Below are 19,719 nucleotides of genomic sequence, written 5' to 3' on the forward strand. Positions count from 1 at the left end.
CGCTGAGTCTTTCCCTGCCCCGGCCGGCTGCGGAGGAACAGAACCCGGCGGCGGCCCGAGCCGGACACGGGCCTGGAGGCAGAGGGCGCGTACGGCCTCGGGGGCGCGGAGGTCGGACGCCAGGGGGACAGCGGTGCCACCGCTGCCGGTGATGTGGGTGGCGAGCTCGGCTGCGGCCTGCCCGCAGGGCGCCTGCGCCGGGAGACCGCGTCCACGCATCGGGGTGACGGGCTGGGACGTGCCCGCACCCACCCCGGCGACAGCAGACATCCCGTTGTCACCGTGGTTCGGCCGCGATCAGCGGGAACCGAGGGACTTTGCTGCTGAGCGAGAGCGAACAGCCGCCGTTGCACTTTGCAACGGCGGCCGCGTCCAGACAAGCCGTTACGACAGCTCTCGCTCGATCTGGCTTTCGTTGATCTTCTCTTCTCGCATGGTCTTCTCGTTCTGGACGGCGTAGCGGGTCTGCGCGCCGCTGCCCTCGGTCTGCCGGATCTCGCCCTGCTGCTTCTGGTTCTGCTGGTCCCGGTACTCGACGCGCTGTCCCTGGCGGTATGTCATGGAAATCTCCAAGTCTCGTGTGGGTTGACGGAGGGCCGACCCCGCTCGTTCGGCGAGGGGCGCGCCTCCTCGGCGCCTGCGACTATCGCTCGGCGTCCTCTGACAGCCCACCCCCACGTCCGCGCTACAGCAACCACTGTGAGGCGAATGGGGTATGGCTCGTCCCGGCCGAGGCCGCGCCAGTGGTGATCGACTTTCGGTGACAGCGGTCAAGAAATGCTGATGCGGGACGGTCGAGCTTCGAGGCCATCGAGGATGGCCTCCACTCCGAATGCAAACCTCCGCGTTGACCATCTCGGTGAGGTCGCCGTCCTGGTGGCCGACCTCGCGCTGCCGGCGCTCGGGATCCGGTTGCAGGACGCCGCGGTGACCACCAGCCTGCCGCCCGGTGTTCCGACCGAGATGGACGCCGCGACCCGGATGCGGCAGGAGCTCCCACCTGCCGCTGCCGAGTCGGGTGACGGGGCCGCTGCCTGACTGGCCTCCGGGTGGATCCCCCGTCCGTAGCGGCACCGTGGCCCCGCCGGCCGTGACCGCACGGACGGACTCCGTCGCCATGTCCCTCGTCCCGTTCGTGCTGCGAGGTGTCACCGATGCCGGGTCGCCATTCCCCGAGCGCGCCCTGCCGCAATGACAGCGATAGTTAGTTGCCGTGCTAGGAACGGCGTGTGGCCGATATGCGGATTGACGTGGTGATTGCTGATGACCAGCAGCTGGTGCGGGCTGGTTTCCGCCTGATTCTGGAGGCGCAGCCGGGCATCGACGTGGTCGGCGAAGCCGCGGACGGTGTGGAGTGCGTTGATCTGGCACGTCGGTTGCGCCCCCAGGTGGTGCTGGCGGACATCCGGATGCCTCGGCTCGACGGACTGGAGGTGACCCGGCAGCTGGCCGGACCCGGGGTGGCTGATCCGATGAACGTAGTGGTGATCACGACGTTCGATCAGGACGACTATGTGCGCACCGCGCTGCGGAATGGCGCGTGCGGGTTCTTGCTGAAGGACGCCACGCCGGCATTGCTGGTGGAAGCGGTGCACGCGGCTGCCCGGGGGGATGCGCTGGTGTCGCCGGCGGTGACGGTGAGGTTGCTGAAGCGACTGGAGCAGGCCGAGCTCGGCACAGCATCCGGCGGTGCTGAGGCCTTCGGGCTGAGCGGACGGGAGCTGGATATCGTCCGCCTGGTCGCGGTGGGCCGTACCAACCAGGAGATCTGCGGTGAGCTGTTTCTGTCGCTGTCGACGGTCAAGACCTACCTGAGCCGTATCCAGGCCAAGCTGCAGGCCCGCAACCGAGTGGAGGTCGCGGCGTGGGCGTGGGAGCACGGGGCGGTCCGGCCGGGCAGATGAGCATCAGCCCCGGTCGGACGGTCGGTGGGTGCCGGGCGGATGAAAGGCGCCCTGGCCGGGGGCTGATGTGGGCAACGGCAAGGCTGCTTCGACCTCCCACCCGCCGTCGGGCAGGGGGCCGGAGCGGAAGGTTCCGTCGAGTGCTTCGATACGTTCGCGCAGGCCGATCAGTCCGAAGCCGCCGTGTCCGCCGGCGGGGGACGGCGTGCGCTTGGGGGCGGCGGTATTGGTGACCCTCACCCACAGCCAGGTGTCGTCGGCGTCGAGGCGTACACCGGCCTGGGCTCCGGGGGCATGGCGGCGGATGTTGGTGAGCGCCTCCTGCACGACACGGTAGACGGAGATCTCCACTTCGGGGCTGAGATGGGCGGTGCGTGCCGCAGCGGTTGCCTCCAGCCGTGCGGCGCAGGGTGAGGCGCCGGCGGCCGCGGGCGCGGAGTGGCTCGCAGTCAGCTCGGAGAGTTCGCTCAGCAGATCGCCTGGGCGCAGCGCGGTGTGGTTGTCCTCTCTCAGTACGCGCACGAGGCGGCGCATGGACTCCAGTGTCTCGGTCCCGGCCTGGGCGATGTTCCGCAGGATCGGCTCGACCTTGTCGGGCGCGGTGGGGTAGACGGCCGTCGCGGCGTGGGCCTGGACGATGATGCCGGTCATGTGGTGGGCGATCAGGTCGTGCAGGTCGCGGGCGAGCGCCAGACGCTCGGCCTGCCGGACATCGGTGATGGCCCGGCGGCGGCGGGCTTCCTGGGCGCGCATGGCACAGCCGAGGGTGATGGCTACGGCGAGCGCGACGGTCAGGACGTAGCCGCCCCCCACGATTGCCGACCATGAGCCCCTGCGCACGGGCAGCGTCAGGACGGCGAAACTCAGGGCGGCCGCTGAGGCGGCTGCTGTGGCTGTGCGCGGGGTCTGGGCTGTGGTGCGGAGGACCAGAACGACCAACCCGGCGCTTTCCAGTGCGCCCCAGGATGAACCGTGCTGGGGCGCGGCGATGCTGACGCAGCTCAGTGCCAGCGACATCACCACGACCACCCAGATGCGCCGCAGCAACGGGGGCGAGAAGCGTGTCTCCAAGGCGGCGAGCGTTGCGACAGGGCCGGTGACCAGGATCGGCAGCCAGTTGGTGGCGGTGTGGAACGGATCGGGGCTGCGAGCCAGCAGAACGATGTCCGCCAGCCATGTCAGGGCGAACGCGAGCAGACCGCAGACGGTGATGAGGCGCTTAACAGCCGGAGTAAACGGAAGGTGCCAGTCCACGCCCACCAGCGTAGGGACCGGTCCGGATTGCGGTGTCGGCCGAATGACCGACAGACCGGCGCCAGGACGGTACGTACGGCTGACAGGGATGGACGGCTGAGCGGGCCAGCATGGTGATCACCGGCGACCGGCCCCTCCCCCGAGACCGGTCGCCGGTACATGTCGGCGCCGTCGACGGTGACGGCGCACACTCCCAGCGGCGCGGGGTCGTGCGTGCGGCCGGCCCTGAGTTTCATGGGGCGGGCGGCGCCGCTGAGCGTCCGGCCCATGTCACGTGCGGCGACAGAGCCGGACGGCGTACCGATGCCCGTGGGGACGGGGGCCGGTATGCGCCGCGGCCCCGTTGCATGCACCCCGGCGGGGCCGCGGTATCCCCCGCACCTTTGGAAATCCAGGATCGGAAGTGCTGAGCGATGAGTGACGACGTGCAGTGGCGCGGCCCATGTCTGCGCCGAGCTCGCCGGCCATCTGCGCATCCAGGGCGTCGGCCGGACCTGGGGGCAGCGTGGGGCCGGCATCAACACCGCCGGCCCCGGCATCATCTCCACGCCGATGGGTCAGGGCGAACTCAACGGCGCGACAGGCGCGGCGATGCGGATCGTGAGCGAAATCTCCCCCGTGACGCGCCTGAGCACGCCGGAGGACATTCCCGCTGCGGCGGAGTTCCTGCTCAGCGCTTGCCGCCGGGGTCATCACCGGCACCCATCTCCTCATTGACGGCGGCGCCACCGCCGTCACCCACCGGACTTGCCGGGCCCGGGCGGTAATCCGCGGTCCGGCCGCGCACGGCCGGAGCCATCCGGGGCCCGTGCCATCGCCCGTGCAGTCAGCACTTCTGTACTCGTACCGCGCTGTGCGGACGGCGCCTGTCCCTCGATCAAGCACCTTCCTTACGGAGTCTCACACTCATGGCTACTTTCCTGCACAGGATCGGCCGGCTCGCCTTCCGGCGGCGCTGGCTGGTCGTTCTCCTGTGGGCTGTCGTCCTCGGCGCCGTGGGCGGCGCCGCCGCCGGCAGTACGGGCTCTGCCGGTTCAAGCATCACCCTGCCCGGTACGGAGGCCCAGCGCGCGTTCGACCTCCTCGGCGAAAAGTTCCCGGCAGCCAACGCCGACGGCGCAGGTGCCAACGTCGTCCTGCGCGCCCCCGACGGTCAGAAGATCAGCGGCGCCGACCCCCGGGCTGCTGTGGAAGCGACCCTGAAGGACCTCAAGGATTCCTCGCCGCGCGTCGGCCAGGTCAGCGATCCCTTCGCGGCCAAGACGGTCAGCGCGGACGGCACCACCGCCTACGCCCAGGTCACGTACACCGTCAAGGGCACCGACCTGACCGACGCCGATCACACCGGCATCGACGACGCCCTTGCCGACGGCCGTGACCGAGGACTGACGATCGAGGCGTCGGGGGACGCGCTGGCCGCGCCCGAGGGGAGCGCCTCCGCCGAAGCCATCGGCTTCGCCCTTGCCGCCGTCATCCTGGTCATGACCTTCGGTTCTCTGATCGCCGCGGGCCTCCCCCTGCTCATCGCCGTCGTGGGGGTCGGCGTGAGCATCGCGGCCATCAAGGCTCTCAGCGCGACGTTCGACCTCAACAGCAACACCTCCGCACTGGCGACGATGCTGGGCATTGCCGTCGGCATCGACTACGCCCTGTTCATCGTCTCCCGATACCGTTCCGAACGTGCCGCCGGATACGACGCGGGGGAGGCCGCCGCGCGTGCGAACGGCACGGCCGGCTCCGCCGTCGTCTTCGCGGGCCTGACCGTGGTCATCGCCCTCGCGGGCCTGGCCGTGGTCAACCTGCCCATCCTCACCGCGATGGGGCTCGCCGCCGGCGGCGCCGTCGTCATTGCTGTACTCGTGGCCGTCACCCTCGTGCCCGCACTGCTGGCATTCGCCCCCGAGCGGGTACGGGGCAAGGCACGCAAGCAGACCGCCCGGGAGACGCCCGTGGCCAAGTCGGCCAAAGCGACGCCGGGGCAGCGATGGATCGCATACGTCCTGCGCAAGCCGGTGAAGATCCTGATGCTCGCGGTGGTCGCCCTCGGTGCCCTCGCCCTGCCTGCCACGCAGCTGCAGCTCGGACTGCCGGACGACGGTTCCAAAGCCACCTCCTCCACACAGCGCAAGGCCTACGACATGCTGGCCGAGTCGTTCGGCCCAGGCTTCAACGGTCCGCTGACCGTGACCGTCGACGACGAAGCCCCCGGTACCGCCCGCAGCACCGCAGCTGACATGGGCAAGGCCATCGCAGACCTGCCGGACGTGGCGACCGTGGCACCCGCCGTCTTCAACCAGGCCGGTGACACCGCCATCATCAACGTCATCCCCGAGAGCGGACCGAGCAGCGATTCCACCAAGGATCTGGTCGCCGACATCCGCTCGCTGGCCGCCGACACGGAGTCGGCCTCCGGGGCCCGCGCCATGGTCACTGGCACCACCGCGCTCAACATCGACATATCCGACAAGTTCAGCGCTGCGATCACGCCCTATCTCGCCCTCGTCGTCGGCTTGGCCGTCCTCGTGCTGATCCTGGTCTTCCGCTCGGTCCTCGTGCCGCTCAAGGCCGCACTCGGCTTCCTGCTGTCGGTGCTGGCCGCCCTCGGCGCCCTCGTCGCGGTCTTCCAGTGGGGCTGGCTCAAGGACCTGGTCGGCCTCGACCAGACCGGCCCGATCATGAGCCTGATGCCGATCCTCATGGTGGGCATAGTGTTCGGACTGGCCATGGACTACCAGGTGTTCCTGGTGACCCGTATGCGCGAGGCGTACGTCAACGGCGCGGATGCCCGCACGGCGATCGAGTCCGGTTTCCGGCACAGCGCGAAGGTCGTCACGGCCGCAGCTCTCATCATGATCGCCGTATTCGCCGGCTTTGTCGGTTCGCAGGACGCCATGCTCAAGTCGATGGGCTTCGGCCTCGCGATCGCGGTCTTCTTCGACGCCTTCATCGTCCGCATGACCGTCGTGCCCGCAGCGCTTGCCCTGCTCGGCAAGCGCGCCTGGTCCCTGCCCGGCTGGATCGACCGCATCCTGCCCAACGTCGACATCGAAGGCGAAAAGCTCACCCAACGCGCACCGGACAAGCAGCACAAGGACGAGGACGAGGACAAGCTCCCGCAGTACAGCAGCAGCCACTGACCGGAAGCCCTGGGGTGCAGCACGCCCGTGTGCTGCACCCCAGACATGCATCCCAAGTCCTGGACCCACGGCCACAGGACTTTTGATCTCATTGACGGCGTGCGCGCAGTGTGCAGGCGGGGACAGCTCGATCTCCTGGTGGAGGGGCAGCTGCTGACCCGATCCGCGGATGTGGACCAGCTCCGGAACGGCGGACTTGAACCCGAAGCCCAGCTGCTCCAACGCCTCCTGGACGGGCAGCGGCCCGCGTCGAGAGCACCGCGTCACGCCCTGCGGGCGAACAAATCCCGAGGTCATCCAGGTGGGCGGCCCGTGACTGGTGTCACGTGGCACTGCTTTGCTTTCGCCCTACGCGGTCAGTCGAACCGGTCCGGATCGGATGCCGTGATCCGGACCATGATGAATGGGCGGGGTTCATGTTCAACCCATTACATGCTTCCGCCGTGTATGTGCTGCTTTCGCGAGGCCGGCCGGACCCGCGGTGACCGGCTCTTCATAGCGAGCGCCAGCAGCCTGGTGCGGGGCATGGGCGCCGTTGCCGCCTCGGCCGTCCTTGTATCCCCGTGTGCCACACAGATCCGTTGGCCGAGCCCCGCCGAGACGAAACCCGATCCCTCGGTCCTGACGTGACAGTGGCAACACCGGTCCGGTTCGCCACGAACTGAAAATCCTTCAGTCTTCGGGCAGGCTTCAGGGACGATGCAGAGGATGGATCAACCAGCCGGTACGAGGGGGAACATGATCGAGAAGATTCTGCCGTCCCAGGTGGCCGTTGCCGAGGCGCTCTCCGACCCGCCCGACGCGGCTCTCTTCCCTGGCGAGGCCGAGCTGATCCGTAATTCCGTGGAGGGCCGCCGCAAGGAGTTCACCACCGCACGCTGGTGTGCCCGGCGCGCGCTCGGCGAACTCGGTGTCGCACCCGCCCCCATCCTGAAAGGCGAACGCGGTGCGCCGATATGGCCGGGAGGAGTGGTCGGAAGCATGACCCACTGCGCCGGCTATCGAGCAGCCGCAGTCGCCCGCCGGGCGGATGTGCTCACCGTCGGCATCGACGCCGAACCGCATGAGGCGCTGCCCGACGGGGTGCACGAGTCCATCGCGCTCGCGACGGAACTGCAGCGCGAGCTCGAGCTGCGTCGGACGTGGCCCGAGATCCACTGGGACCGGCTGCTGTTCAGCGCGAAGGAGAGCGTCTACAAGGCGTGGTTCCCGCTCACCCACCGCTGGCTCGGCTTCGAACAGGCCGATATCGTGCTCCACTCGAACGGCAGCTTCACCGCCGGGCTGCTGATCTCCACCATGGAGCCGGACCTGGCCGCGGGGGCAACGGCGACCCCCACGGCTTTCAGTGGCCGCTGGCTGGTCGCGGACGGTCTCATGGTGACCGCCATCGTTGCCGGGAGCGAGCCCGCGCCCACCGGGTAGCGGGGCGCCGCAAGCGGTCACCGCTGCGGTACTTGGCACGGCACACCGTCAGGGGTGACGCGTGAGGAGACCGGCGAGAGCCATGCCGGTGACCGGGCGCGTCGTCCCGGACATCAGTGGCGGGGAAGCCGGATACGACGAATCGTCGGCCCGCACCTCGTCCGACGTGCGGGTGTACCCGTAATCTCTGACCACATGAGTGCAGAGCGCATGGGCGAAGACCGCAAACGTGCACGTGAGTTGGGCATCCCTCTGACAGGTGAGCCGGGGCCGTGGAACGCGATCACGGACGTGCCCGGTGTCGAGGTCGGGTACGTCACCCTGGTCGAGGGCGAGGACGTACGCACCGGAGTGACGGCGCTCCTGCCGCGTGGGCGGGACGGTGTGGGTACGCCCTGCGCGGCCGGCTGGCACTCGTTCAACGGCAATGGTGAGATGACCGGAACCGCCTGGATCGAGGAGAGCGGCTCGCTCGCCGTGCCGGTGGTCATCACCAACACGTACGCGGTCGGCCCGGTGCATCGCGGCGTGGTCGAGTGGGTGCGTGCCAACCGTCGTGGTATGGCGCCGGAGTGGCTGCTGCCGGTGGTCACCGAGACCTGGGACGGCCACCTCAACGACATCCATGGCTCGGCCGTGGAATCCCGTCATGCGGCGGACGCGATCGAGGCGGCGGCCTCCGGCCCGGTCGAGGAGGGATGCGTCGGCGGCGGAACAGGCATGCGCTGCTACGGCTTCAAGGGCGGCTCGGGCACCGCATCGCGGGTGGTGCGGTATGGCGAGGACCGCTACACCGTCGGCGCCTTCGTGCAGGCCAACTTCGGCGCGCGGCGCGAGCTGGTGGTCGCCGGTGTGACGATGGGGCGTGAGCTGTCCGATCCGGCAGAGACGCCGGCCCCCGAGCCGACGCTCGGTGGGGAGCCCCAGGTGCCGCCCGGCGCGGGCTCGGTGATCGTGGTCGTGGCGACCGACGCGCCCCTGCTGCCGGGGCAGTGCAAGGCGTTGGCCCGCCGGGTGACGCTGGGCCTCGCCCGGACCGGCACCACCGGCAGTCATTTCTCCGGGGACCTCTTCCTGGCCTTCTCCACGGCCAACCCGTCCGCACTGACCAGTACGTTTCCCACGGACGACGGAAGCACGCCGTACGAGTCGATGCACTTCGTGCCATGGGGCCGGATGGATCCCTTCTACGGTGCGGTGGTCGAGTCGGTGGAGGAGGCGGTGCTCAATGTGCTCACCGGCGCACACTCGATGACCGGCCGGGCGGGCCACCACGTCCCGGCGCTCCCGCTGGACCAGGTGACCGAACTCCTGGCGGCGCGAGGACAGTGACGCCGTGCGGAAGGTGCTGCTGACGGCGCATTCGGAGGTCGCAGCCGGTGGAGACAGGCGCAGGGCGTGGTGGTCACTGGTCTCGTACAGGTTCGTCGGCCATACTGCCCGCCGTGGAGCAGCGCATAGATCCGAACACTCAGCCCGGCTACGCCGCGGGAACAGATCCGGCGTACATCCCTGGTCTCACGGCCCCCGCTACTGCCGGAAAGCCGGATACGAGCCAGGAGCAGACGGACCAGGAAAGGACGAAGGAGCGGGCGCCCGGGGCCGCCGCCCCAGACGATGCCCTTGCGGAGGCCGTATCCGAGGATGCGGCAGCCGACGGGGAGGCCGGTGCCGAAGCGGCGGCTGACGACAAGGAGGCAGAGGACGGCCCCGCATTCGAGGTGAGCGACCGCCGTGGGTCGATCACCGCGAACCGTGACGGGGTCCGGTTCCGGCTGGACGACCAGGAGGCCGAGTTCCGCTGGGACGAGATCGGTGCGGTTGAGGTGAAGACTCCTCGGTTCGGCCGCCGGTTCACCGTCACGGTCCATGTGTCGACCCGTCGATGGTTCAACGCCGAGGTCGAGGCGCCGGCCAGGAGCGACCTGAAGCAGTGGGCGGGAGAACTCGACGCGGTCCTGGACGTCTACTTCGAGGAGTCCTGACCACGGCGGTGTCGCCCGAGAGGCTGGGCCGGCGGCGGAAACGACCGCCGGCCCCGTCGCGACCGCAGACATGGGCCCGACCCCTGGCCCGCCGACCGGGCGTACGCCGGGCGGTGGAGTGGCTGAGAGGCCGGCACAGGGCGTGCGGCAGCGCTGTGCACGGTGGGACCGGGTGCCCGGTCGCGTACTTGGTGAGCCATGTCACGTGGATCGGGCACGATGCGTTGGTCTCGGGCATTGCCGAGCGCGGCCTGCGGCTGCCGTACTTGGCCGCGCTCGCGGACTTCGGCCCGCTGCCCCGGCACGCCGTCACGTGCGTCGCAGCAGACGCCCGACGCGCCCGAGTGCCGTCAGATGCCGCCCTGACGCGCGCCGCGAAGCACATCGCGTATGTGGGGGCCGGGCTGCCGCGCGAAGTGCCGCGTCCGCCGCGGATGAGCCTCCGTACAGGAAGCGCGCGGACGAGGGAGCAGGGCCCTCGCCCGGCAGTCGTGGGCGGTGGCCCGCGTCGGGGCTGCTGATCACCCCGTACGGGCAGGCCGGCCGCCCTGCGACGGGCGGCCGGCTCCGGCGATGCCCATCGGCCGGTCAGGCGCCCGCGAGCACCACCGAGCGGGTCAGGTGGCGCGGGCTGTCCGGGTCCAGGCCGCGGGCGGCGGCGCGGGCGATCGCCAGACGCTGGACGCGTACCAGCTCGGCCAGCGGGTCCAGGCCGCTCTGCACCCAGCGGGCGCCGGTCGAGAGCACCTGCTCGGCAAGGCCCTCGGGGGCGGTGCCGAACATCCAGGTCGCGGTGCCGGTGGTGGCGATGCTGATGGGGCCGTGGCGGTACTCCATCGCGGGGTACGCCTCCGTCCAGGACAGGGACGCTTCCTTCATCTTGAGCGCGGCCTCGTTGGCGAGACCCGCCGTCCAGCCACGGCCGAGGAAGGTGAACTGGGTGCAGTCCAGCAGGCCTTCGGGCAGCGGCTCTGCCAGTGCGGTCTCCGCATCGCGGACCACGGCGTCGGAGTGCAGACCGAGGTGGGCGCGGAGCAGTGTGAGCAGGGTGGTGGCGAACCGGGTCTGTACGACGGACTGCTCGTCGGCGAAGTCCAGCACGACAACCTCGTCGGCGGACGTCATGACCGGGGTGTCCGGGTCGGCGGTGATGGCCACAGTGCGGGTGACGCCACGGAGCCGGTCGAGCAGTTCCAGCACCTCGGTCGTGGTCCCCGAGCGGGTGAGGGCGACGACCCGGTCGTAGCCGCGGCCGATGGGGAACTCCGAGGCGGCGAAGGCATCGGACTCGCCCTGCCCGGACTCCTCACGGAGCGCGGCGTATGCCTGAGCCATGTAGAAGGAGGTGCCGCAGCCGACGACCGCGATGCGCTCACCGGTGGCGGGCAGAGCGGCCGCCTGCGTCTGGGCCAGCTCGGCGGCGCGGCGCCAGCACTCCGGCTGACTGGCTGTCTCGATCTCGACAAATGACACTCTTGCACTCCGTACTCGTAGTGGGATGCTCGTTTGCGCACGTTATACGTGATGTACGAGCATTATCAAGCATTCTGCTTGCAGGAGGCTTGACTGGACGAAGCCTTGTGCGACGCTTGCGCGTGTCCGGTGACACGTACCCAAGGGGATGGGTGCCCGAAGCCCGGGCTCGTAAGGAGATTTCTCTTGTCCAGGGATGCCCGGTGGAACGCGCTGCTGGAACTTGTCGGTAAGAACGGCAGGGTGGAGGTCGAGGGCGCCGCCGCGACGCTGGATGTCTCGGCCGCGACCATCCGTCGTGACCTGGACCAGCTCGCCGAGCAGCAGCTGCTCACGCGTACCCGCGGTGGCGCGGTCGCGCACGGTGTCAGTTACGAACTGGCCCTGCGCTACAAGACCGGCCGTCACGCCCCGGAGAAGCAGGCCATCGGGCGCGCCGTCTCGGAACTGGTTGCGGTCGGCGAAGTGGTGGGGCTGACCGGTGGTACGACGCTGACCGAGGTGGCCCGTTCGCTGGCGGTGCGCTCCGATGTCGTCGGTGACACCGCGGCCGGGATGGGCGGTCAGCCGACCCTGACCGTCGTCACCAACGCCCTCAACATCGCCAACGAGCTGGTCATCCGGCCGCAGATCAAGATCGTGGTGACCGGCGGAGTGGCCAGGCCGCAGTCGTACGAGCTGACGGGCCCGCTGGCCAGCGGGGTACTGGGCGAGATCACGCTGGATGTCGCCGTGCTCGGCGTCAACGCGATCGACACCGAGCGCGGTGCATATGTACACCACGAGGGCGAGGCCAGCATCAACCGGCTGCTTGCCGAGCAGGCGCAACGGGTGGTCGTGGCGGCCGATTCCTCGAAGATCGGCAAGCGGGCCTTCGCGCGGGTCTGCGATCTCGGACAGGTCGATTTCCTGGTCACGGACAAGGGGATCACGCCCGAGGCGACCGCCCGCTTCACGGAGGCCGGCGTCACCGTCATCGCCGTCTGAACCAGTCGTCCGAACGGCGGGTCGCCACCATGGGGCGGGGGCACCCGTCGTTTTTCTGCGTGGCCGGAACCGGGTGCGGCCACACAGAAGGGCGTAGGGGTGGCGTCCCGGACCCTGCTTCAGAATGTTGTTGGAAGTGGCCTTGAGCGCGTGATCGTGCGCGATCGAGCATTCATGACCAGCTCCAGGCCTACCGGCAGGACTCCTCGATGGCCTCTTCGTGCCCCTTCCATGCCGCTTCTGTGCCCTTTTTCGGGTCCTGGGCAACACCGACGAGGTGCTCAGGGGGTCCACGTAGAAACTTTTCTGTGCCAATAAATGTTCGTTACCTCTGTGAAATGAACAAGTCTTGCCATCGGGGTGCACAGTCGTGAACTATGTGCCTGTCGCCGCGAAGGACCGCCGGCCGCATCCACGGTGCTGTGGGCCGCCTCCGTATACGCGGGACACTCTCTTGCTCCATCAGCCCTGGAGGTGCCTGTGACGATGGCAGATGCGCCGGTCTCGGCCGTGCGGGGCGCGAAGCCGCGGTACACCACGGGCTCCGTCGGCTGCACCGCCATGCCGCACGCCTTCCTCGCTGCCGGGCCCGAGTGCATCCACCTGCCGGGCGAGGCGGAACCGGCCGGCAAGATCCACGGCCGGCAGCAGGAGCTCCTCGAGATCAACCGGTCGGGCCCGGTCAGCGGTCACTTCTCCGACACGTGCACCCGCAAGGGAGCCTCGCTCACCACGGCCATGAGCGACGTCCGGAAGGACATCGCCGCGGGCCGCAAGCCGATCTCCGCCCACAAGGAGGAGCTGCGCAAGCGGCGCCCCGGTGGCGGCGACAAGATGCGCGCCGAGTACGAGGCATCGCTCGCCGGTAAGTAGCCTCCGTCCGCACCACCAGCACGGACACGCCCGCACCACCAGTACAGACAGAAGGGACCACCGTGTCAGACCTGCGACTCGGCGTCATCGGGCTCGGCCTGCGCCGTTCCATCGCGATGTCCGCCCACCACCCCGGACAGGGTTCGGCGATCACCGCCGTCTGCGACCTCGACCCCGAGGTGCGGCAGCGTGAGGCCGAGCGCTTCGGCACCGATGTCGCGGTCGAGGACTACAAGCTGCTCCTCGACCGGGACGACCTCGACGCGATCATCATCGCCACTCCGGACGACACGCACGAGACCATCGCCATTGATGCGCTCCGGGCCGGCAAGGCCGTCTTCGTCGAGAAGCCGCTCGGTATCACCGTCGAGAGCTGCGACAACGTCCTGCGTGCCGCGTACGAGACCGGAACCCGGCTGTACGTCGGACACAACATGCGCCACATGGGTGTCGTGCGGCTGATGCGCGACATCATCGCCCGCGGGGACATCGGCGAGCCCAAGGCCGTGTGGGTGCGGCACTTCGTCGGCTACGGCGGTGACTACTACTTCAAGGACTGGCACGCCGACCGGACCCGTACCACCGGACTGCTGCTCCAGAAGGCCGCCCACGACATCGACGTCCTGCACTGGCTGGCCGGTGGCTACACCCGCCGGGTCAACGCGCTGGGCGACCTCCTCGTCTACGGGGACCTGCCGCGCCGCGAGCCGGACACCCCGCGCCCGGCGAACTGGCTGCGCGAGTTCGACTGGCCGCCGACGGCCCGCAAGGACCTGCACCACATCGTGGACGTCGAGGACGTCTCGGTGATGAACATGCAACTCGACAACGGCGTCGTGGCCGCCTACCAGCAGTGCCACTTCACCCCGGACTACTGGCGGAACTACACCGTCATCGGCACCGAGGGCCGTCTGGAGAACTTCGGTGACGGCCCCGGTGACGAGGTCAAGGTCTGGAACACCGGCCCCAGCGGATACCGCCGCGACGCCGACATCACCTACCGGGTGCCGGACGCCGGCGGTTCGCACGGCGGCGGGGACACCCGGATCATGGAGGAGTTCTGCCGGTTCGTGCGCGACGGGGGCGTCACCGACACCTCGCCGGTCGCTGCCCGGATGAGCGTTGCCGCCGGTGTGCTCGCGACCCGTTCCCTGCGCGAGGGCGGTGCACCGTACGACGTGCCGGCCCTCGACCCGGAGCTGATCGCGTACTTCGAACGTGGTCAGCTCCGCTAGGAACCGGCACGAGACATTCCGACGACCTTCGGTGATAGCGCTTCCGGCGCCGTCACCGAAGGTCTTGGTACAGCTGTTTTCAGCCATGCTCGGTGGGTAGTCGGCTCTTTCTGGTTTGGCGACGGCTCGATCGGTGTCCGCCGCGAGGTGTGGCACCGTCGGGTGAATTGTGATTGATCATCCGGAAGGTGTCGTATGGGGGCGCGGGGTGCCGGTCTCGTAGGGTCACCGAGCCTCCGGCACTGGAGAGCGTGAGCGGCGATTTTGCGCCAATGGGAGCTCATGGTGGCCGAGTTCGAACGCATGGCCGGATCGTGGTCGGCATAATCGCGTCCATGTCGATCACGGGTGGAGACGTCGTTGACCTGGGGCGGGGCCTGTACGCATGGCTCCCGCCGAAACGGGGCTGGGGGCTGGCGAACTGCGGTCTCCTCGTCTCGACCCGTGGCGCGCTCTGGATCGACACCCCGTACGACGCCGTGCTGGCCGGCCAGTTCCTGGCCGAGTCCACGAAGCGGCTGCCCGACGGTGTCTCCATCGACCGGGTGATCGTCACCCACGCGAACGGCGACCACTTCTGGGGAGCGGGCGTACTCCCGGACGTGGAGATCATCGCGACCCGAGAGGCCCGCGAACACATCCACTACGAGCCCACGCCCAAGCAGCAGCACGCGCTCGTCGCCACCGGCGATCCGGCCACCGCGCTCGGGGCCTACCTCGGACGTCACTTCGGCCCCTTCGACTGGTCGCAGACCGAGCCGGTGCAGCCGACGACATACTTCACCGGGGAGCTCGAACTGACCCTGGGGGAGTACCCGGTCCAGCTCTCCGCCCTGCCGTCCGCGCACACCACCGGTGACCTGATGGTCCATCTGCCCGCGCAGCGTGCCGTGTTCAGCGGGGACATCATCTTCTCCTCCACCCCCGCTCGGCCGGGTGACCACCCGGTGCACTGGGCGGGTCCGCTGAGCAATGTGATCGCGGCCTGCGAGCGGGTGCTGGCCACCGGCGCCGAGATCATCGTCCCGGGGCACGGACCGGTCCTCGACCGGGCCGGGGTGCGCGATCACATCGTGTATCTGGAGTACGTGCGCGAGCGTGCCCACGCCTTGCACGCAGCCGGGATTCCCGCCCTTGAGGCGGCCCGCCGGGTCATCGCCGAGGGGCGCTACCCGGAGCTCGGCCTGCCCGAGCGGCTGGTGGTGACCATCGGAAGCGAGTTCCGGCAGCTCGACGGCTCCGAACTGCCCGGTGTGCTCCAGGTGATGACCGATGTCGCCGTGGTCGCTCAAGAGGTGGAGCAGACCCGTGAGTCCGAGGGCCCGGCGGAGAAGCGATCAGGTCCGGCGGAGAAATGAGCGGAGCTTCCGCCGCTTCGGCCGGAAGACCGATCCGACAACAGAAATGCGGTGACGGCATGGGATGGATCGTGGCGGTGATCGCCGTCGCTGCTGCCGTGGCAGCGGCTGTCCGCGCACAGAACGCTGCGCGCTCGGAGCGCCTGGCCCTGGCCCGCGCCGAACTGGCCGAACGGCAGTCGAAGGCCGCCGAGGCCCGTACCGTCGCCCTCGTCGATGAGATCCGGCAACTGGCCCGCAAGCGGATACCCGCCGCGGCGCTCGCCCTCTCCCACCCCACCGCCCAGGTCCCCGGACTGCGGGAGGCGGCCGAGGTCGACGGCGATTCCGCCCGGCTGCTCACCGAGGCCGTACAGGCCGCTCGCACGGCGGTCGTCGAGGAGCGCGGGCGCGTCGACGCGGCCGCCCGGGCGGCGATGCGCGGCACCTCGGCCAAGATCCAGTCACTGCTCAACCAGTCCCAGCAACTGCTGCACGAGCTCCAGCACGAGTACGACGACCCACGGATCCTGCAGCTGGACTTCCGTAACGAACTGGCCTTGCGGCGTACCCAGTCCACCGCCGTGCTCTGCGACGCCTGGCCGGGGCTCGCCCGTCAGAACTCGCCGCTCGTCGAGATCGTGCTCGGCGCCCAGTCCCGGGTCGCCGGCTATGAGCGGATCAAGGTGGCCAACCACCTGCGCGACGAACGGCTCGCGCTCGTCGCCCGCGCCGCCGAACCCCTCGCGATCGCGCTCGCCGAACTGCTGGCCAATGCCACGGCCTACTCGCACCCCGACACCGTTGTACAGGTGACCGTCCAGCAGAGCGGTGGCCGTGGCGCGTTCCTGATCGTGGACGATGCGGGCATCGGCATGGACGACGATGCGCTCGACCGGGCCCGCACCCTGCTGGCGGGCCCGTCCGAAGTGCTCCTGACCGAGCTGGGCGATCCACCGCAGACCGGTTTCGCCGTCGTCGGCCGGCTCGTGGTGCAGTACGGCTTCAACTGCCACATCGAGGCATCGCCGTTCGGCGGAATGCGTACGATCCTGCGCGTCCCCGCCCATCTGCTCACCGTGATGGAGGACGACCGCAGCCTCTCCGCCCTCGCTCCGAAGCCGATGCAGGCGCACGCCACTCCTTCGGTTTCCGCCCCCGCCGAGCCGGAACCCGCACCGGCACCGCAAGCTGTCGGCGGGCACCCCGCCGAGCTGCCCAGCCGCCGCCGACGTTCACCACGCCCGACCCCGGCCCGGTCCGCATCCGCCGCCGTCACCCGGGACCGGGAACAGGTGTCCCGTACACCCGAGCAGGCCGAGGCTTCCTGGGCGGCACTCCAACAGGGCACTCTCAATGGCAGGAGCGTCGCCGGGCGGTCATCCGCACCGGCAGCGGACGATCATCCCCCGGACGACCACGACGACCACGACGACCAGGACGACCAAGGAGACGACGAGAAGTGAGCGCCCCCACTCCCACCACCGGTGACCTCGCATGGGTGCTGACCCCCCTGCTGGAGCTGCCCGGAGTCCAGCACGCCGTGGTCGCCACCGGTGACGGCCTCGTCGAGGGTGCCTCACCCGGCCTGGACCGGGCGTCCGGCGAGCGGGTCGCCGCCATGACCGCCACGCTGCACGCCGCGGCCCGCGCGTTCACCACGGCCTTCACCGACGTCGAGGCGCCGCGCCTGGCCCAGACGGTTGTCGAGTCCGACCAGGGCTTCGCCATCGTCGTACCGGCCGGGAACAACACCACACTTGCCCTGTTCGCGGAACCCGGAGCAAAACTCGGCGACATCGCCTACCAGATGCAGGTGCAGGTCACCGCCCTGACCCGGGCGATGAACGCGCCCGCCCGCCAACCGGACACCGCCGCCCGGCCATGACCTCCGGCCCCGGACGCCGTCTGATCCCCGCCTATCTGGTCACCGGCGGCCGGACCCGGCCCGCCGGTCCCGCACTCGACCGGCTCGCCGTGCTCATACGCACCGACACGGACCTGCCCCCGGACACCGGCTCGGAACAGCGCAGGCTGTGCGAGCTGCTGGAACCGGGCGCGCTCACCGTCGTCGAATCCGCGGCCCACCTGGACCTGCCGGTCAGCGCCACCGTCTTCCTGGTCACGGACCTCGCGGCCGCCGGACATCTGCACACCCGACCGCCCATCCCCAGCGCCGGGGAGATCGACCGGTCGCTCGTCGAGAGGCTGCTCGTTGGACTCCGCTCCCTCCACTGACCGGACCGGCATCGGCTATCTGCCGCCTGCCGCCCGGACCCTGATGAAGCTCGTCGTCACGGGTCCCTTCGGCGTGGGCAAGACCACCCTGATCCGTACGCTGTCGGAGATCGCCACGCTCCACACCGAAGAGGCGATGACCCAGTCCAGCACCCGCCTCGACGACACCGCAGGCCTGCCGGACAAGACCACGACCACCGTCGCCATCGACTTCGGCCGGCTCACCGTCCTCGACGACCTGGTGCTCTATATGTTCGGCACGCCGGGCCAGCAGCGGTTTCTTCCCCTCTGGGAGGACATCGCACGCGGCGCGCTCGGCGCTCTCGTCCTGGTCGACACCCGCAGGCTCGCCGACTCCTTCGCGGTCATGGACATGGTCGAGGAGCAGGGACTGCCGTACGCCGTCGCCGTCAACCGATTCCCCGACGCCCCCGCCCACACCGACGAGGTCCTGCGCAAACACCTCGACCTCGCCCCCGAGACCCCGCTGGTGCAGTGCGACGCCCGCGAACGCCGCGGCAGCATCGACGCACTGATCGCGCTCGCCGAACATGTGCTGACCCGAATGCCCCGGCCCGAGGACCCGTCATGACACCGCCCGTACAGCCGCCGCAGCCCCTCGCGCTGTACGGCCCGGACTTCGCCGCCGACCCGCAGAGCCACTACCGGCGCCTGCGTGAACACGGCCCCCTGGCCCCCGTCCGGCTCGCGCCCGGCATCGACGCCCTGCTGGTCACGGACTACCAGGCCGCCGTCGACCTGCTGCGCGACACCCACACCTTCACCAAGGACCCGCGCGCCTGGCAGGCCACCGTCCCCGACGACTCGCCGGTCCTGCCCATGCTCGGCTACCGGCCCACCGCGCTCTTCAGCGACGGCGACGTACACGCCCGTTACCGCGACGCCATCAACGACAGCCTCGCCCTGATCGAACCGCACGTCCTGCGGGCCGAGGTCGCCCGGGTCGCCCAGCGGCTCATCGGCGAATTCGCCGCCACCGGCAGCGGCGACCTGATCGCCCAGTACGCCCGACGTCTCCCGGTGCACGTCTTCGTCACCTGGTTCGGCGTACCGCCGGGCGACAGCGAACGCATCGTCAACGGCATCGCCGGCATGTTCAACTCCGCCGAGGACGCCGCCACCGCGTATGCCGACCTCGTCGAGGTCGTCACCGATCTGGTCGCCGACCGGCGCGCCCGGCCGCGCCGTGACCTCACTTCGTACCTCCTGGCCCATCCGGCCGATCTCGACAACGACGAGACTGTGCGTCAGATCACTCTGATCATGAGCGCGGGCCACGATCCGACGACCAATCTGATCGGCAACGCGCTGCTGCACATGCTCACCGACGCGCGCTACGCCGGCTCGCTGCACGGCGGCGCGATGACGGCACACGAGGCGATCGACGAGGTCCTCTGGCAGGACCCGCCGCTGGCCAATTTCGCAGCCCACTACCCGCGCCACGACACGGAGTTCCACGGCGTCCGGCTGCGCGCCGGACAGCTGCTCCTCGTCTCCTACGCCGCCGCCAACACCCAGTCCGTGCCCGACCTTTCGGCCCCCGGGGTCCGCTCCGGCGCCAGTGCCCATCTGGCCTGGTCGGCCGGCCCGCACCGGTGCCCGGCGAAGCAGCCGGCGCTGCTTATCGCCATGACCGCGATCGAGCAGCTCACCAGTCAGCTGTGCGACGCAGAACTGGACGTTCCGGTCAGTGGACTGAAGTGGCGGCCGGGACCGTTCCACCGTGCTCTGGTGCGGCTTCCGGTACGTTTCACGCCCGTCGACATGACTACGGAAACGGACCGGCACGACGCGGTCGAGGATGCTTCGGACGGGCCGTCAGAGGTGTCGATCAGCCCGTGAGCCGTGTC

General features: G+C 69.6%; 19 protein-coding genes and 1 pseudogene. 16 read left to right on the plus strand and 4 right to left on the minus strand.

From position 1 onward, the window contains the following. Positions 1-384: 384 nt before the first annotated feature. Positions 385-561 (minus strand): hypothetical protein, encoded by a 177-nt coding sequence (locus IEZ15_RS08455; protein ID WP_157987183.1) that lies wholly within the window; start codon positions 559-561, stop codon positions 385-387. 255 nt (positions 562-816) lie between these two features. Here IEZ15_RS08455 and IEZ15_RS08460 point away from each other — a divergent pair, with 255 nt between their 5' ends. Together IEZ15_RS08460 and IEZ15_RS08465 are read left to right on the plus strand one after the other, a co-directional pair. Then, entirely contained in the window at positions 817-1,038 is a 222-nt protein-coding gene (locus tag IEZ15_RS08460; protein WP_189275493.1) for a hypothetical protein, read from the plus strand. Positions 1,039-1,238: 200 nt separating this feature from the next. Beyond that, positions 1,239-1,904, plus strand: coding sequence for a response regulator (locus tag IEZ15_RS08465; protein ID WP_189275934.1), 666 nt, complete (start codon positions 1,239-1,241; stop codon positions 1,902-1,904). A gap of 3 nt (positions 1,905-1,907) precedes the next feature. Here IEZ15_RS08465 and IEZ15_RS08470 read toward each other — a convergent pair whose 3' ends face one another. Continuing rightward, positions 1,908-3,158, minus strand: a complete 1,251-nt coding sequence (locus tag IEZ15_RS08470; RefSeq protein ID WP_189275495.1) for a sensor histidine kinase — start codon at positions 3,156-3,158, stop codon at positions 1,908-1,910. A 417-nt stretch (positions 3,159-3,575) separates the two neighbouring features. On the opposite strand from IEZ15_RS08470, the gene IEZ15_RS08475 reads away from it, so the two are divergent. Continuing rightward, positions 3,576-3,875 carry a Rossmann-fold NAD(P)-binding domain-containing protein gene (locus IEZ15_RS08475; RefSeq protein WP_189275496.1) on the plus strand — a complete coding sequence of 100 codons (300 nt, stop codon included), beginning with the start codon at positions 3,576-3,578 and terminating at the stop codon, positions 3,873-3,875. 191 nt (positions 3,876-4,066) lie between these two features. Further along, positions 4,067-6,295, plus strand: a complete 2,229-nt coding sequence (locus IEZ15_RS08480; RefSeq protein WP_189275498.1) for an MMPL family transporter — start codon at positions 4,067-4,069, stop codon at positions 6,293-6,295. A gap of 93 nt (positions 6,296-6,388) precedes the next feature. Here IEZ15_RS08480 and IEZ15_RS08485 read toward each other — a convergent pair. Then, positions 6,389-6,592: pseudogene (locus tag IEZ15_RS08485) on the minus strand (sporulation protein); the annotation flags it as partial. Positions 6,593-7,033: 441 nt separating this feature from the next. On the opposite strand from IEZ15_RS08485, the gene IEZ15_RS08490 reads away from it, so the two are divergent. The 3 genes from IEZ15_RS08490 (at position 7,034) to IEZ15_RS08500 (ending at position 9,705) form a co-directional block, all read left to right on the plus strand. Further along, on the plus strand, positions 7,034-7,720 hold the full coding sequence (locus IEZ15_RS08490) for a 4'-phosphopantetheinyl transferase family protein (protein WP_114247171.1): 687 nt from the start codon (positions 7,034-7,036) through the stop codon (positions 7,718-7,720). A 210-nt stretch (positions 7,721-7,930) separates the two neighbouring features. Then, a complete protein-coding gene (locus IEZ15_RS08495) occupies positions 7,931-9,052 on the plus strand; it encodes a DmpA family aminopeptidase (RefSeq protein ID WP_189275937.1) in 1,122 nt (373 codons plus the stop codon). 113 nt (positions 9,053-9,165) lie between these two features. Next, a complete protein-coding gene (locus IEZ15_RS08500; RefSeq protein ID WP_189275500.1) occupies positions 9,166-9,705 on the plus strand; it encodes a hypothetical protein in 540 nt (179 codons plus the stop codon). A gap of 588 nt (positions 9,706-10,293) precedes the next feature. Here the strand turns inward: IEZ15_RS08500 and IEZ15_RS08505 are convergent. Further along, positions 10,294-11,178: an SIS domain-containing protein gene (locus IEZ15_RS08505; protein ID WP_114247174.1), complete on the minus strand. Its 885-nt coding sequence runs from the start codon at positions 11,176-11,178 to the stop codon at positions 10,294-10,296. A 186-nt stretch (positions 11,179-11,364) separates the two neighbouring features. On the opposite strand from IEZ15_RS08505, the gene IEZ15_RS08510 reads away from it, so the two are divergent. From IEZ15_RS08510 to IEZ15_RS08550, 9 genes are all read left to right on the plus strand, one after another. Next, positions 11,365-12,165: a DeoR/GlpR family DNA-binding transcription regulator gene (locus tag IEZ15_RS08510; protein WP_114247175.1), complete on the plus strand. Its 801-nt coding sequence runs from the start codon at positions 11,365-11,367 to the stop codon at positions 12,163-12,165. A 486-nt stretch (positions 12,166-12,651) separates the two neighbouring features. Continuing rightward, entirely contained in the window at positions 12,652-13,038 is a 387-nt protein-coding gene (locus tag IEZ15_RS08515; protein WP_229845797.1) for a hypothetical protein, read from the plus strand. A 62-nt stretch (positions 13,039-13,100) separates the two neighbouring features. Next, a complete protein-coding gene (locus tag IEZ15_RS08520; RefSeq protein ID WP_189275502.1) occupies positions 13,101-14,273 on the plus strand; it encodes a Gfo/Idh/MocA family protein in 1,173 nt (390 codons plus the stop codon). Positions 14,274-14,608: 335 nt separating this feature from the next. Then, complete coding sequence (locus IEZ15_RS08525) at positions 14,609-15,631, plus strand: MBL fold metallo-hydrolase (protein ID WP_189275503.1); 1,023 nt, start codon at positions 14,609-14,611, stop codon at positions 15,629-15,631. Positions 15,632-15,690: 59 nt separating this feature from the next. Beyond that, on the plus strand, positions 15,691-17,076 hold the full coding sequence (locus tag IEZ15_RS08530) for an ATP-binding protein (protein ID WP_229845798.1): 1,386 nt from the start codon (positions 15,691-15,693) through the stop codon (positions 17,074-17,076). Next, positions 17,073-17,498 (plus strand): roadblock/LC7 domain-containing protein, encoded by a 426-nt coding sequence (locus tag IEZ15_RS08535; protein ID WP_114247178.1) that lies wholly within the window; start codon positions 17,073-17,075, stop codon positions 17,496-17,498. The genes IEZ15_RS08530 and IEZ15_RS08535 overlap by 4 nt, the downstream gene beginning before the upstream one ends. Further along, positions 17,495-17,848, plus strand: coding sequence for a DUF742 domain-containing protein (locus tag IEZ15_RS08540; protein WP_114247179.1), 354 nt, complete (start codon positions 17,495-17,497; stop codon positions 17,846-17,848). The genes IEZ15_RS08535 and IEZ15_RS08540 overlap by 4 nt, the downstream gene beginning before the upstream one ends. Then, positions 17,826-18,440: a GTP-binding protein gene (locus tag IEZ15_RS08545; RefSeq protein ID WP_114247180.1), complete on the plus strand. Its 615-nt coding sequence runs from the start codon at positions 17,826-17,828 to the stop codon at positions 18,438-18,440. The genes IEZ15_RS08540 and IEZ15_RS08545 overlap by 23 nt, the downstream gene beginning before the upstream one ends. Beyond that, the gene (locus tag IEZ15_RS08550) at positions 18,437-19,711 is read left to right on the plus strand and encodes a cytochrome P450 family protein (RefSeq protein WP_229845799.1); all 1,275 of its coding nucleotides are present in this window, start codon (positions 18,437-18,439) and stop codon (positions 19,709-19,711) included. The genes IEZ15_RS08545 and IEZ15_RS08550 overlap by 4 nt, the downstream gene beginning before the upstream one ends. Positions 19,712-19,719: the final 8 nt, after the last annotated feature.

The sequence above is a fragment of the Streptomyces atratus genome, from assembly GCF_014648655.1.
In the GTDB taxonomy this organism is placed as follows: Bacteria; Actinomycetota; Actinomycetes; order Streptomycetales; family Streptomycetaceae; genus Streptomyces; species Streptomyces atratus.

Coding starts and splice junctions, on each gene's coding strand:
- IEZ15_RS08455 (WP_157987183.1), bottom strand. CDS start 561: ATGACATACCGCCAGGGACAGCGCGTCGAGTACCGGGACCAGCAGAAC.
- IEZ15_RS08460 (WP_189275493.1), top strand. CDS start 817: ATGGCCTCCACTCCGAATGCAAACCTCCGCGTTGACCATCTCGGTGAG.
- IEZ15_RS08465 (WP_189275934.1), top strand. CDS start 1,239: ATGCGGATTGACGTGGTGATTGCTGATGACCAGCAGCTGGTGCGGGCT.
- IEZ15_RS08480 (WP_189275498.1), top strand. CDS start 4,067: ATGGCTACTTTCCTGCACAGGATCGGCCGGCTCGCCTTCCGGCGGCGC.
- IEZ15_RS08490 (WP_114247171.1), top strand. CDS start 7,034: ATGATCGAGAAGATTCTGCCGTCCCAGGTGGCCGTTGCCGAGGCGCTC.
- IEZ15_RS08495 (WP_189275937.1), top strand. CDS start 7,931: ATGGGCGAAGACCGCAAACGTGCACGTGAGTTGGGCATCCCTCTGACA.
- IEZ15_RS08515 (WP_229845797.1), top strand. CDS start 12,652: ATGGCAGATGCGCCGGTCTCGGCCGTGCGGGGCGCGAAGCCGCGGTAC.
- IEZ15_RS08525 (WP_189275503.1), top strand. CDS start 14,609: ATGTCGATCACGGGTGGAGACGTCGTTGACCTGGGGCGGGGCCTGTAC.
- IEZ15_RS08530 (WP_229845798.1), top strand. CDS start 15,691: ATGGGATGGATCGTGGCGGTGATCGCCGTCGCTGCTGCCGTGGCAGCG.
- IEZ15_RS08540 (WP_114247179.1), top strand. CDS start 17,495: ATGACCTCCGGCCCCGGACGCCGTCTGATCCCCGCCTATCTGGTCACC.
- IEZ15_RS08550 (WP_229845799.1), top strand. CDS start 18,437: ATGACACCGCCCGTACAGCCGCCGCAGCCCCTCGCGCTGTACGGCCCG.